Origin of the sequence: Actinomyces sp. Marseille-P3109 (genome assembly GCF_900323545.1) — a bacterium.
Taxonomy (GTDB): domain Bacteria; phylum Actinomycetota; class Actinomycetes; order Actinomycetales; family Actinomycetaceae; genus Actinomyces.
This window is the reverse complement of sequence record NZ_OOHN01000007.1, coordinates 1-13003: the sequence shown is the minus strand read 5'-3', so window position 1 is coordinate 13003 and position 13003 is coordinate 1. Positions and strand designations below refer to the sequence as shown.

The following is a 13003-nucleotide window of genomic DNA, read 5'->3' as shown; positions in this document are numbered from 1 at the left end:
CGGCAGTGAATATGTTAGAACTTCTTGCGCTGGATGGAACGTTGCACCAGTGTGCTGATACCTGGCAAGAGCATTGCGCGTAACGTAAGCTCATTCAGTCGAATCGCAGCCCTGTTAGTGGGAGAGAAGTACCGCTCGCTCTGTTTGAACTCCTTCTGCCGCTTTTCCACCACCGGGCGTAGCGCCTTCTCCCATGCGTCCAGTCGAGCAGAAAGTTCGGCGGCCGCTCTACTGCCAGACAGGTATTCTCGCAACGTTTGAGCACCATGGAGGGCCAGCGAACCACCGTAACCAGCGAAGAGGGAAGTACACCAGGCGGCGTCTCCGACGAGCACTACAGTCCCTTTGCTCCAGCGTGGCATGACAACCTGACTGACTCGATCGAAGTAAACTGTCGAGGGAGACTCGGCAATCTGGCTGAGGACCTCCGGTGCACCGCCTTGGACATCGGCGAAGTGCTTCTGGAGAGACGCCACGACCCCAGCGTCGAGCTCGGCGTCTGGGTCCTCGCAGCGGTATGTGAAGAACGCGCATGCTTTATCACGGCTGAGGTTTACGATGCCCATAGTACGGCCCGGGTCAATGAATGTCGTCGCGCTCTCCGCCGGAAGCGTTGACGGGCTAGCAGGCAACTTGCAGGCAGCGAGGACGTATGGCTTGTCCACTCGGTAGCCGTCGCCGAAGGTGAGCGAGCGCACCGTTGAGTTGAGCCCATCGGCACCGACAAGAAGGTCAACGAAGACGGTCGCGCCGTCGGTGAGCGTAGCAATCGTTCCCTTGGAAGAGGACGCGACTGTTGCGATGCCCATCCCGAAGCGAATGTTGACGCGTTGAGAGGCGGCCTGGAATAACGCTTGCTCAAGATCTCCCCGGAACAATGAAAGAGACCGACTGCCTCGGGCGCCCTCGGCGAACGATGCGGGCATTGTCACTCGGCGTCGCCCTTCCCTGTCCACCAGGTGGGTTGTAAAAGTGCCCAGTTCCTTGTCTCGCAGCCAAGGGACGAGTCCTAGCGTCTCGGCCGCCGCGAACCCTGGGCCCAGGATGTTCATCATGTAACCACTGGCCCGTAGGCTTGGAGACTTCTCAAGGACCTCGACTTCCCAGCCGTCATCGGCGAGTGCGAGCGCTGTTCCCAGACCAGCGATGCCTCCACCGACCACGAGTGCTTTCACGGTTTCCTCCCTAGTACGCAGATTCGCGACTGCCGTTCATTTCATTCTTGCCAGGGCTACCCGATGAAGGACGAGAGTTCTTTCGAGGATCTGTCTATCTCCGCTTCCTGCTTGAAGAAGGGCAAGACAATCGGTATGCAAGGGCTTGGTGTCGTACCTTGCCCAACTCAGATCTCGGAGGGACTTTTGCCAGCAAAACCGTGGCTGCGGAGCCTCGGCGCATCGACCACTGCCAACACCAACCTTGTCTGCTTCCCGTTCTCAGGTGGTTCGGCTCAAGTCTTCGCGCCGTGGAATGCCAAGTTGTCGAAAGACGTGGGGCTGTGGGGCGTCCAGTATCCTGGTCGTGGTGACCGTTACGCCGAGGCTTTCGCCTGCAGTGTCCGCGATATCGGAGTTGCGGTAGCTGAGGAGATGTCGACGCTTGGCTTGGGTGACATAGTCCTCCTCGGGCACAGCCTCGGGGGCATTGTGGCGTACGAGGCCGCTGTCCGGCTCAGCACGCTTGGGCTGGCTCCCCGTATGCTGGTTGTATCGTCGTGCTCGCCTCCCGGAGTGATGCTCCACCGCACTTTGCATTCCGCACCTGATGAGGAATTTTGGGCGACCCTTGCCGGGCTTGGGGGAATCGACACCCAGATCGTCGAGAGTCCTGAATTGCGTGATGTGCTGGCCCCTATCCTGCGCTCGGACCTCGGGTTGCACGCTCGTTACCAGCCGGATGTGGCGCTGCCGCAGCTTCAATGCCCAGTGCTCTGCTACCAGGCTTCCGCTGATCCCGTCGTCGATGTCGAGAGCCTGGATGACTGGGCCGAGGTCACTACCGGATCGTTTGAACTACGGAGAGTCGAGGGTGACCATTTTCATGCCTTTGACGACGCCTCCCAACTGGTGTCTACCATTGTGGGTGAGCTGAAGAACAAGCTTCAAGATTGGAGGATCTAGTTTTGTCTACACATGTCGTCGTCATCAACGACCGCAGCCAATACTCTACGTGGCCACTATCTTGCGTGATGCCGGCCGGTTGGCGCAAGGTGGATTTTGAAGGCTCCCGTGAGGCGTGTTTGGACTATATTGACATGGTCTGGCCAACAACCCCACCGGCCGTAAGCAGCCCTCCCTATGATTTCCAGCCAATTCACGAGCGCATTGACCTGGTTGCGAAGCGGACACCTGCGGCTCCTGCCGTCTCCGATGACGAGGCCTCCCTCACCTATAAGGAGCTCGTTTCTCACTCCATCGGGCTAGCCAGTGAGCTCGTGGAGCGCGGCGCCAGACCCGGATCGGCCGTGGCCGTACGGATGCCACGTTCGGTGGCGACTATCGTCACGCTTATAGCCATCTCGCGTATCGGAGCTGCCAGCCTTCTTCTAGACCCTGAGGGGCCTCCCGAGTGGTTGGCTAAGTTCGTCCGCGATTCTGAGCCGTTGCTTTGTGTTGAGCCGGAGGGGGCATACGACATCCGGGTCAGCCAGGGGCTAGATGTTCTTGATGTAACTCGGCTTGGTGACCCGCTTACGGGTGCGGCCAAGGTTGTCTCGGAAGGAAGGGTAGAGATTGGTCCCGAGCACACCGCTTGCCTCGTGCAAACCTCAGGCTCCACTGGGGTTCCAAAGCTCGTCCGGGTTCCTCACCGTACGTGGACACATGCGGCACTTACGCAGATCGAATGCCACCGTATCTCTGCGCACGAGCGCGGTGCTTGGCTCTTCCCTCCGCATACCAATGTCTCGGCGAGCGTGGTCATCTGGCCTTTCCTCGTAGCGGGGGCACATTTGTCGATTCCCCCGGCAGGCCTGACTTCTGATCCCCCGGCTCTCGCGACATGGATCCGACGGGAGCGCGTCAGTCAGTGTTTTGCTGTCGCCCCGCTAGCGGAGGCTCTAGCTCGGCTCGACTGGCCGCCGTCAAGTTTGCGGATGCTGCTCACCGGCAGTGACCGGGTTCGCGAGTGGGGCCGACCCGATCTTGAGTTTGAGATCGCCAACTGGTATGGAGCCAACGAAGTGAACATCGTGACATCCGCACTCGTGCCGTGGGCGAATCGGATCACGACACATACTGCAAGCGCCGATGATCGAGATGGCCTAGTCCCCATCGGTCGGATTTGGCCCGGGGCAACCTGCCGCATTGTCTCGCCAGAGGGAGAGGACGTCCCTGATGGAGAGATCGGTGAACTGCTTGTCGGCGGTAGCGAGTTAGCTCTTGGTTACGTGTCTGGACGGGCGACGGCGGACAAGTTTGTCCCCGATCCCAGCGCTACGGAGCCAGGGCTGCGGATTTACCACACCGGGGACCTTGTCCGTCGGAGAGCGGATGGTGCCTTCGAACACTGCGGCCGAATTGACGAGCAGGTTAAGATCAACGGCATAAGGGTCGAGCTCGCGGAGATCGAGGCTGCCATCCTGTCCGTCCCCTATATCAATGAGGCCGTCGTGCAAGCCGTCGAGACGCCTACCGGGCGGTACCAGCTGGTTGGTTATGTCGTTTCGCCAGGCGAGCTCGACGTAACCGATCTGCGTGATTCCCTTGCGGCACGGCTGCCAGCCCATATGGTTCCGTCGACAGTGATTCAGTTGCCGCGGTTGCCTCGAAATCAAGCAGATAAGATCAACCGCAAGGCATTACCGTTGCCATGGGAACATCTCGAACCCGATCCTGCAGCAAACGAGGCGGCGCATGAACAGGGCTCAGCGGCTACGCTCATGGCAGACATCTTGGGCATTGAGTCTTGCGCGCCATCAGACAACTTTTTCGTCCTCGGCGGCGACTCCATGCTAGCGGCAACATTGGCGCGGCAACTGACCATGTACACAGGGAAGAAAATTCGGCCGCGAGACATCTTCGAACATCCAGTCGTTTCTGAATTGGACCTCTTCGTAGACGGGGTATCCGGGTCTTCCTGATCGTCATATCGCCGAGCCCGGGTCGAATCTATGGACCAAGGCATCGGCGATCGCGTGTGGGACGGCCCGCGGGAGGTCGTGACCTGCGATGAGTTCAATGACCTCGACATCCTCAGTACACAGCCTTGCCCACGCTTCGATTTGCTTTCGAGTCACCGTCGTGTCCGCCGAACCGTACAGCCCAAGTGCACCGCCCTGGATGGTCGGGAACGAGGAAGCCTCGGCGTTCATTTTCAACTCGAACTTCTCTATGAGCTCATAGTCAGCCCGCAGGATTGGCTCGTAGATCGCCATGATCTCGTCGTGCTCTACTAGCCCCTCAGGCAGATAGCCGTCCGTGCGAACTTGGGCGAGGAACGCTTCTCGCGGAAGGATCCATGATGGGTTGCGGGGGCTCGTCCCGGGAGCGGGGTGCGAGGAGACTGCGAGTTCGGCGTTCACGCTGTGTCCCTCCTGGAGCCGTCGAGTCGTCATCCAAGCGATTGTCGCGCCACCACAGTGGCCATATAGGACAGGGGGATCACCTTGGGCGTGTCCGGCTATCTCACGCGCCAATTCAGCGCTCAGGAGGTTCAGGTCGAGAAAAAACGGCTCCCGTACGCGCGACTCTCGGCCAGGGAGCCGCACTGCATATGCGTCGAATGAGCTTGCCAGGGCAGTTACGAGCGAGTGGACACTTGCGGCGCCTGCGCCTGCGTGGGGGAAGATGTAAAGGGGGCGGGTGCCCTTCGCGGTTCCGCGTCGGACGAACCACGTGTTAGGGTGTCGTTGCGCCATGACCCTACCATGTCACGGTATAGTTTCGTTGGGATCTCCAATGACTGATGTGTGAAAGATTTCGATAGCGATGCCGGATAGATGCTGGCAGACTGGCCAAGTCTCGACTATCTGGAGGTGACTTGTGGACTCGGAAGCCCCTGGTGCAGCCCTGACCAATGCCGTCGTGCAATCTACAGTCCGGGACTGTTGGGAGGATGCCTTGCTGTTTGACGACTTTGATGATGACGATAACTTCTTCGACATTGGTGGCCACTCATTACTCATCGCTGACATCTTGGCAGGGGTGGGAGCGCGTCTTGGACTTCGAATTCCGCTTATGGATTTCTTTGATCATCCCACTGTGAATGGGTTAAGCAGGCACCTCCAGGCGTCTATCTCCGTAGGTCAGCGAAATGTCTAGCCGGTCCAGCCTTGGGGAATCGGCGCCAGTTCCCAATTGGAACGCCACTACCGCCCCCCTGAGCAATAAGACAGTGCTAACCATGATCGACAGGGTCGCGGAGAGAAACCCGGACGCCTTGGCGATCCGGAACGGAACTGGCGAGAGTGTGACCTTCGCTTCCCTTGTTGAGGACAGTGTTGCGCTGGCCGCGCTTCTCGCTGATCTCGGAACTGGACGCGGGGCTTCCATTGCAATCCTTGGATCGCGCAGCGCTTCCACGATCACGTCAATCATCGGGGTGGTCCGATCGGCAGCGGCTTACGTGCCGCTAGACCCGACATGGCCCGTCCGACGTCTTGTCGATCTCCTTGAGGTGCGGAAGATCGAGGTACTCATCACCGACCGAAGCACACTGCCTCTGGCTCAAGCGGTATCGTGGTCGAGTGATACGGTATCGCACATAATCTGTCCAGACATCACGGTGCCTGATGCTTGGCGCGACAGTTTCCACGGCGAACGCCTCTCAAGGTTCTTTGACGAGATGCTCGCGGAGGAGGATCCGGCCCGCGCTGCCGGTTTCAACCTGCGCTCGACGGATGGGACAGACGGATCGCTAGACCTCGAGAAGTATCGGAATCATGTCTGCAGGCTCGTTCATGATGTTGAGCCGACCCGCGAGCCTAGAATCTTGGAGATCGGTGCCGGTGCGGGGACGCTCGCGGAGGTTCTTGCTCCGACTGCGTCTTGCTACACCGCCACGGACCCCTCAAGTGTCTCGGTTGAACGCTGCGTTGCGCTCGGTTCCGGAATCGATGCCCAGCAGTGCTTCGCTCATGAGATTGCTGTTGCCCTTGACAAGGAATACGATCTCTGTCTCCTAGCAAGCACGGCCCAGTTCTTTCCTGGTTTGGACTATCTTCTTGAGGTTGTCGCTGCCGTGAGAGAGCGCCTCGCGCCTGACGGTGTCCTCGTCCTTGCGGACCTGCCGGACGTGGAGGATGCCGGTCCGGGGCAACTCGGTGTCCCGAAAGCTATGCTGCGTCAACTATCCGCGCTCGTTCCTGGGGTGTCGTCCGTAGAGATTCGCATGCGTGAGCCAGGAAGCGTTGGTGAGTCTTTGGCTCAGCGCTATGACGCCGTCGTCCGGTATGCGCCCGGGCGGACAGAGGCCTACAGGCGTATACGTGGCCTTGTTCATACCGGTGCGGTGGTAGACGAGCGTCGGCTTCTGGGTCGCTCTCCTGGCGTTGTTCCCATCGCTGAGGATCCCTGCTACACAATCTTTACCTCCGGCTCGACAGGGGGGCCCAAAGGTGTCCTAGTATCTCATCGATCGCTCACTAACCTCGTGGACTGGCTCAATCCACGCTTCGGCATCGGACCCACTGACACGATTCTGCATACGACCTCTTTCTGCTTCGATCTCTCTGTCTACGACATATTTGGGATCCTCGCGGCTGGGGCGAGTATCCGACTGGCCTCAGAGGCCGAGGTGACCGAGCCTGACCTCCTGCTCGACATAATCCATGACGAGGGCATCACCATTTGGGACAGTACCCCCGGAGTTTTCGGGATGATTCTTTCTATGGGGCGCAACCGCGGCGACACATTACTAGGCACCCTGCGCGTCGTAATGCTGAGCGGAGACTGGATTCCTGTTGACATGCCAAATCGCGCGCGAGAGAGGTTTGGTGACAGTTGCACGGTCGTCGCGATGGGTGGGGCCACCGAATGCACAGTCTGGTCTAACGTCCATATCGCCGCAGACATTGATCCGTTGTGGCCAAGCATCCCGTACGGGCGGCCGATTACCAATGTACGCTACTACGTCCTCGACGAAAAGCTGCGGTCGTGCGCAGTCGATGTTGAGGGAGATCTCTACATCGCGGGGGAATGTGTCGCTCTTGGGTACGTTGAACGTCCGGGGCTGACGGCTTCCGCGTTCCTCGCTGACCCGTGGGCGGCTGTACCCGGTCAGCGAATGTACCGGACTGGAGACCGTGCTTGCTGGCTACAAGCAGGAGAGTTGCAGTTTCGGGGCCGATTGGACGATCAAGTGAAGGTGCGTGGTTACCGCATCGAACTGGGGGAAGTCCGGAGAGCGTTGGTGCGCTGTGAGTCTGTGATCGACGGCACTGTAGTCACGGTGGGGACAAAAACCGGCCCTAGCCTCGTCGGCGTTTACGTGCCTGCGACCCCGAAAGCTACGCCGCAACACGTCAAAGAGGAGTTGCGCCGCGTACTGCCCACATACATGATCCCTGAACGGATTGTTCAGGTTGAGTCAATTCCCTTGACTCGCGCAGGAAAGACTAACAGGGAGCAACTACTTCAGGACATCTTACCGAACCGACCATTCCGTACGAAGACCGACCAGACCTTGAGGACACGAGGATGAATAACCACTACTCGACTACGCGCGCATTCCGGCTGCTCGATGACGGTGGCGACGGCTCGTCGTGCAGCCAGGCGTTCGCGATCAATGACTCCGGGGCAGCCGTTGGAGTCTCTGTTCTAGCTGGCAGGAGCCGCGCCGTTTTTTGGGAGCCTGGAGGCGACGACCTCATCGACTTGGTACCCGACGCTGTGGCAGCTGTCGCTGAAGCAGTCAGCAATGCTGAAGTTGTCGTCGGCACCGTCGGCATTGGCATTAAGGAGGCGCTGCAGCCGCCGGGTGTCGTCGGCGAGGAGGTACTGCCTTTCGTCTGGACACGCGACGGAGGTTTGCAGGTGCTGGCGCTGCCGCCCGGAGCTAAAATGGGCCAGGCTATCGATGTCAATGAGGATGGCCTTGTTCTTGTGACAGGGGCAGTGCCGAGTTCAGGGGATTTGCCTCGCGGACTGCCAGTCGGTACCTTTGTCTACGACCTCACGGAGGGGAGCTATACCCCGCTTCCGGTTCCCGAAGATGCAGCAGACCATCTGATCGCCCTCGGGCATACTATCGACGCAAGCGGACGCGTGGCGGGGGGCTTCGTCACTATAGAAGGGGAGTTCAATTGGCGACACACTCCAGCTGTCTGGAAGCCTGGGACGCTTGAGTCCACGCTGCTCCGAGCGGATGACGCGTTCGTTAATGCTTGTGCCACCGCCGACATGGTCGCCGTGGGATGGCGGATGGTCGAACCTGGAAGGCCTCCGACAGCAGTGTTCTGGAATAGCCCGTCTGCCGAGCCAGGATCATTTCCAGGGCAGGCGGCCCTGAGAGTTAACGATGCTGGCCTCGTTGTCGGTATCGAGTTGCTGCCCTACGCGACCGGTTTCCCGTTCTCGGCAGCCCTCTGGGATATCAATGGTAATTCAACACGGCTCGAACATATGGGAGCTGGATCGTACGGGTATGGCATCAACGACCGAGGCGATGTCGTAGGGTACGTTGTCGAAACGAACGAGGATGGAGCACCTGCCTCTCGTGCTGCGGCATGGCCAATCGTCTGACTGGCTCCACTGGTTCGTTTCACGCATGTTCTACAGGTGTGTCACAATGAAGGGATCATCAGGATCAGCATCACGCGTGACCCTTTGTACGGCAGGTCTTGGTCTTGTTGTGCAGGCTGATTGCGCCGTCGGTGCTGGCGTGGGGCCTGGGATGAGGACACAGAAGTTAATTTACCTACCTACCACAGGGTTGGTCGGCATACATGAAACATAGCATAGGCGAAACCGCGAGCTGATCAAGAAGTCCTCCATTCGGTGAATGCATTCATTCGTTCTACTTGCACGCAAGCGAGGTGCACGTGGCATCAGATACAAACCAGTGGCCCAATCATACAGCCGCCAAGCGCGAAAGGATAACGCTGGACCGTCTGCTTTCAAGCGGGTCCGCTATCGGCTCACTGAGCCCGCCTGCACACTATGGCCCTCATCCAGACCAGATATATGAGGTGATTGGCGACCCTGGCCATCCAATAGTTTTACTCTTGCATGGAGGTTTCTTCCGACCTCGCATCGACCGAACCCACCTACGCCCACTAGCATGCGCGTTATCAAGGCACGGCTGGCGGGTAGTGTTAGCCGAGTATCGGCGAATACCAAGTTGTCCACTTGTTTCCGTTGAGGACCTCCGATGCCTAGAATTGCATCTACGATCCATTGGGCTGGGACCATCGCGAGTTATTGGGCACTCCGCCGGTGGTATGCTAGCCCTGCTTCGTACTCTCTCTCCAACTTTTGATAGCCTGCCCCCGGTTGAAGTTGTCGCATTGGCGGCGGTGAGCGACGCGGTTCGCGCGGCAACGGATTTATTAGGGTGTGGGGCAATCCAAGCTTGGATTGGTGGAGAACCGCAAGAACGGCCGCTTATGTATGCGAAGATCGACCCGGCACAATTGGTTTGCTCTGGGCGGCGTGTTGCAGCGAGGACCTTTTTGGTGCATGGACGATACGATTGCACAGTTCCTTATGAGTACAGCGAAAGTCTTTTAAGGATGACACAGCGCTCCGCACTCTATTCTGACACGGCGCCAAATAATCATTGTTGCTTCTTAATTGTTGAGGGGAACCATTTTGACTTGGTAGATCCTTATCGGGTAGAGGTCATGAAGCTTATTTGTGGGGTGTAGGTGAATATGATTCCGAGGATTGCTGTGATGTTTGTCGGGAAGGTATCCAGTGGTCTTCTGTAGCCGGTGTGCAGGGCGCGCCAGGTCCTGGGTGAATCGCTCCGGGTTTGATGGAGGCAGTGATGACACGGAAGGATCACTGTCATGGGACAGAAGAAGTACCCCGATGAGCTGCGGGAGCGGGCCACGAGGACGGGCCTTGGAGGCGCTGGCGGATCCGGCGCGGGCCAAGGACGCGATCCGCAGGATCGCCGAGGAGCTGGGTGTCCATCCCGAGGCTCTGCGCTCCTGGGTCAAGAAGGCCCAGGTCGATGGTGGTCTAAGGCCGGGAACCACCACCGATGAGGCGGCCCGGATCAAGGAGCTGGAGAAGGAGGTCCGAGAGCTGCGTTGGGCCAATGAGATCCTGCGCAAGGCGAGTGCGTATTTCGCCCAGGCGGAGCTCGACCGCCGGTAGAGGTCATCGACTCCTTCATCGACGACAACCGGCAGGACCTCGGGGTCGAGCCGATCTGCAAGGTGCTGACCAGTGCCGGAGTCAAGACCTGACTCATGACGGTTAGTGTGCCGGGGGTGGGGTGCTCAGGGCGGTGAGGATGTCGTTGGCGGTGTCGGTCAGACGTGGTGCGGCTGCGAGGTGGTGGCCGTTGAGGTTGATGGTGACCTCCTGCAGGCCGCGTAGCTCGCGCACGATCCTGGCGATGCTGATACCGGTGGTGTCCTGGAGGTAGCGGGCGACGGCCAGGGCGGCCATGACCACGGTCAGGTGGGCCTCGATGGCGTCATGGGTGTGGTGGAAGACCGGTCGGGCTCGCAGGTCGTGCTTGCTCATCGGCGAAGGACTGCTCGACGTGCCACAGCTCGTGGTAGGAGGAGACGACCTCGCCGGCGCCCATCAGGCGGGACGGGATGTTGGTGACGTAGCCCTTGAGGCCCACCAGGGACCGGGCTCTGGCGATGGAGGCCTCATCAAGGACCTGATCGCCTTGATGGACGGTGACAAAACGCCTGCCCTTAGGGCGCTTCTCGCCGGCGATGACAGCCCGGGCGCGGTTGGCCTGAGCTGTGAGGGTCTGGTTGTCCCGGGCCGCTCGCTTCTTGGAGTAGACCCATACCGCTCTCCATGAGCCTGGATGGGTGTGCGGGTCCCACACCGGCTCGGCCTTGCGGCTCTTGTCCCGCTCGCTCTGCGAGCCCCTCCTGGGGGTGATGGTGTCAATGACCTGCCCGTCAGTGAAGGCGTCCCCGTGCCAGTGGAAGTGGGCCTCCAGGTCGCCTGGGGCCCGGGTGGTGCGGGCGCCGACGATGAACCGCAGCCTCGCGTCGTCCAGGGCCGTCAGGTTGGCGGCTGAGAGCATGCCGGCGTCAGCGACGATGATGAGGTCCTCGATGCCGTGGGCGGCCTGGAAGGCCTCCGCGATGGGGATGATCGTGGCGGTCTCAGCCTTGTTGCCCTCCCAGCAGCCGACCTGGAGAGGGAAACCATGACGGTCGACCAGCAGGCCCACGATGATCTGGGGGTCGACCCGCCTGTCCTTGGAGTAACCGACCTTGCGCAGGTCGTCCTCACGCTCGGCCTCGAAGTACAAGGTGGTCACGTCATACAGGCACAGGGCCAGGCCCTGGTGGCGGTGACGTGCTCGAACAGGGCCCCAGACAGGCTCTCGCGGTAGCCCCGCTGCCCGCAGCGTCCCAGGGAGCGGAACAAGGTCCTGGTGCTGACCGCCTCTAGTCCCAGATCACCCAGGACGCGGGGGACCTGGGCCTTGGATGTCGGCTCGATCAGACGCGCCAGAACCATCTGCTCAAAGGCCCGATCACCCCCAGTGGCGTTCCTCAGCCCCAGACGGGTGTAGACCCCGTGCAGGACCTACCACAACAACCTGGAGTGCTTGGAGGCCACCACCGCGTCAGTGCCGACCGGGGCTGAGGCCGTGAGGAGTCCCGAAACCGCTGGTGGCGTGGGAGTCAGGTCCAGGGTCAGCTGGTCCGGGGCAATGCGGTGCCGGCCGATCTCCATCAGAGCAGCCAGCTCGGCCTCAGTGTGGGCCGATCCCAGGTGCTCGATCACCTTGTCCCGGCGCCCTTCCTTGACCGCGATCTGCACCGCCGTCGCCCCTGAGGCTGTCTTGACCTTACGCAGAAACGGGCTCACCACCCCCACCCTACCGGCCCCTTAGTGTGCCAGCACACCCCCAACACCACGGAATACCAACGAAAAACCCGCCTCAAAACCCAGACCCCACCAAAGTATCACGAGTCAGGCAAGATCGCCCCGAGTGCCTACTACGCCCGCCATAGCCGTCCTCCATCAGCCAGGTCGTTGCGCGACGAGACTCTCAAGGCGGAGATATCCAGGGTCCACAAGAACCAGCTACTCGGTGCTGGGGCCCGCAAGATGCACGTGATGCTCAATCGCCCTGAGGTCGCCGAGCGTCATGGTGCCGGTCACGTGGCCCGGTGCACCGTCGAGCGGCTGATGGCCGACCTGGGCCTGCACGGTGTCAGACGCGCCAAGTCCCCGCGCACCACGCGCAGCGCGCAGCGGGAGCAGTGCCCGGTCGACCTCGTCAAGAGGCATTTCAGCGCTTTCAGGCCGAACGAGCTGTGGGTCGCCGACATTCCCCCGCAAGCGGGAGGTGCCACCTCCTATGTGCGTACCTTCTCGGGGTGGGTCTATGTGGCTTTCGTGACTGACGTGTTCTCGCGGCGGATCATCGGCTGGCAGACCACCACCGGCCTGTACACCGACCTGGCCCTGGACGCCCTTCAGATGACCATTTGGCAACGAAAACGAACCGGTGCTGACCTGACCGGCCTGGTGCACCACTCCGACCGCGGCGTGCAGTACCGAGCCATCCGCTACGGGGCAGCCCTGGCCGAGGCCGATGCGGTCGCCTCTGTAGGCTCCAAGGGGGACTCCTATGACAACGCTCTGGCTGAGGCGCTCAACTCGCTGTACAAGGCCGAGCTCATCCGTAACCAGGGACCCTGGGAGGACATCGACGCCGTCGAGGTCGCCACCGCCGAGTGGGTCCACTGGTACGGGCACCACCCGGCCCCATTCCGCCATCGGCATGCGCACCCCCGCCGAGCACGAAGCCGCCGGGGCCCCCGACACCCACCGCCAGGAACAACCACAACCAGCCACCACCACAACCAGATAAACCAGCCTCCACAAAACCCGGGGCTTGACAC

Annotated in this window: 9 protein-coding genes, 2 pseudogenes and 1 other annotated feature; of the genes and pseudogenes, 8 read left to right on the top strand and 3 right to left on the bottom strand. The window is 60.5% G+C overall.

Going from position 1 to position 13003, the window contains the following annotated elements; translation table 11 throughout:
- Positions 1–14: 14 nt before the first annotated feature.
- Positions 15–1175, bottom strand: coding sequence for an FAD-dependent oxidoreductase (locus BQ8008_RS00160; RefSeq protein WP_159086749.1), 1161 nt, complete (start codon positions 1173–1175; stop codon positions 15–17).
- Positions 1176–1238: 63 nt separating this feature from the next.
- On the opposite strand from BQ8008_RS00160, the gene BQ8008_RS00155 reads away from it, so the two are divergent.
- Positions 1239–2120: a thioesterase II family protein gene (locus BQ8008_RS00155; protein WP_108832294.1), complete on the top strand. Its 882-nt coding sequence runs from the start codon at positions 1239–1241 to the stop codon at positions 2118–2120.
- Positions 2108–4081: an AMP-binding protein gene (locus BQ8008_RS00150; RefSeq protein WP_108832293.1), complete on the top strand. Its 1974-nt coding sequence runs from the start codon at positions 2108–2110 to the stop codon at positions 4079–4081. Before BQ8008_RS00155 ends, BQ8008_RS00150 begins: the two co-directional genes overlap by 13 nt.
- Positions 4082–4084: 3 nt before the next feature.
- On the opposite strand, the gene BQ8008_RS00145 is transcribed toward BQ8008_RS00150, so the two are convergent.
- Complete coding sequence (locus tag BQ8008_RS00145; protein ID WP_108832292.1) at positions 4085–4858, bottom strand: thioesterase II family protein; 774 nt, start codon at positions 4856–4858, stop codon at positions 4085–4087.
- Between the two features lie 124 nt (positions 4859–4982).
- Between BQ8008_RS00145 and BQ8008_RS14050 the strand changes: the two genes are divergently transcribed.
- From BQ8008_RS14050 to BQ8008_RS00120, 5 genes and pseudogenes are all read left to right on the top strand, one after another.
- Positions 4983–5261: an acyl carrier protein gene (locus BQ8008_RS14050; RefSeq protein ID WP_108832291.1), complete on the top strand. Its 279-nt coding sequence runs from the start codon at positions 4983–4985 to the stop codon at positions 5259–5261.
- Between the two features lie 82 nt (positions 5262–5343).
- Positions 5344–7641, top strand: coding sequence for an AMP-binding protein (locus BQ8008_RS00135; protein WP_159086747.1), 2298 nt, complete (start codon positions 5344–5346; stop codon positions 7639–7641).
- Entirely contained in the window at positions 7638–8681 is a 1044-nt protein-coding gene (locus tag BQ8008_RS13240; protein ID WP_159086746.1) for a hypothetical protein, read from the top strand. The genes BQ8008_RS00135 and BQ8008_RS13240 overlap by 4 nt, the downstream gene beginning before the upstream one ends.
- Positions 8682–8974: 293 nt before the next feature.
- Positions 8975–9805: an alpha/beta hydrolase family protein gene (locus BQ8008_RS14045; RefSeq protein WP_442778203.1), complete on the top strand. Its 831-nt coding sequence runs from the start codon at positions 8975–8977 to the stop codon at positions 9803–9805.
- A gap of 166 nt (positions 9806–9971) precedes the next feature.
- Positions 9972–10339, top strand: a pseudogene (locus tag BQ8008_RS00120) (transposase); the annotation flags it as partial.
- Positions 10226–10340 (top strand) — a sequence feature (AL1L pseudoknot). (Overlaps the previous pseudogene by 114 nt.)
- A gap of 24 nt (positions 10341–10364) precedes the next feature.
- Here the strand turns inward: BQ8008_RS00120 and BQ8008_RS14040 are convergent.
- Positions 10365–11960, bottom strand: a pseudogene (locus BQ8008_RS14040) (IS1634 family transposase).
- 24 nt (positions 11961–11984) lie between these two features.
- On the opposite strand from BQ8008_RS14040, the gene BQ8008_RS00110 reads away from it, so the two are divergent.
- Positions 11985–13003, top strand: a 1019-nt coding sequence (locus tag BQ8008_RS00110) for an IS3 family transposase (RefSeq protein ID WP_159086744.1), incomplete at its 3' end; no start/stop codon positions are given.

Coding starts and splice junctions, on each gene's coding strand:
- BQ8008_RS00145 (WP_108832292.1), bottom strand. CDS start 4,858: ATGGCGCAACGACACCCTAACACGTGGTTCGTCCGACGCGGAACCGCG.
- BQ8008_RS00155 (WP_108832294.1), top strand. CDS start 1,239: ATGAAGGACGAGAGTTCTTTCGAGGATCTGTCTATCTCCGCTTCCTGC.
- BQ8008_RS00135 (WP_159086747.1), top strand. CDS start 5,344: ATGATCGACAGGGTCGCGGAGAGAAACCCGGACGCCTTGGCGATCCGG.
- BQ8008_RS13240 (WP_159086746.1), top strand. CDS start 7,638: ATGAATAACCACTACTCGACTACGCGCGCATTCCGGCTGCTCGATGAC.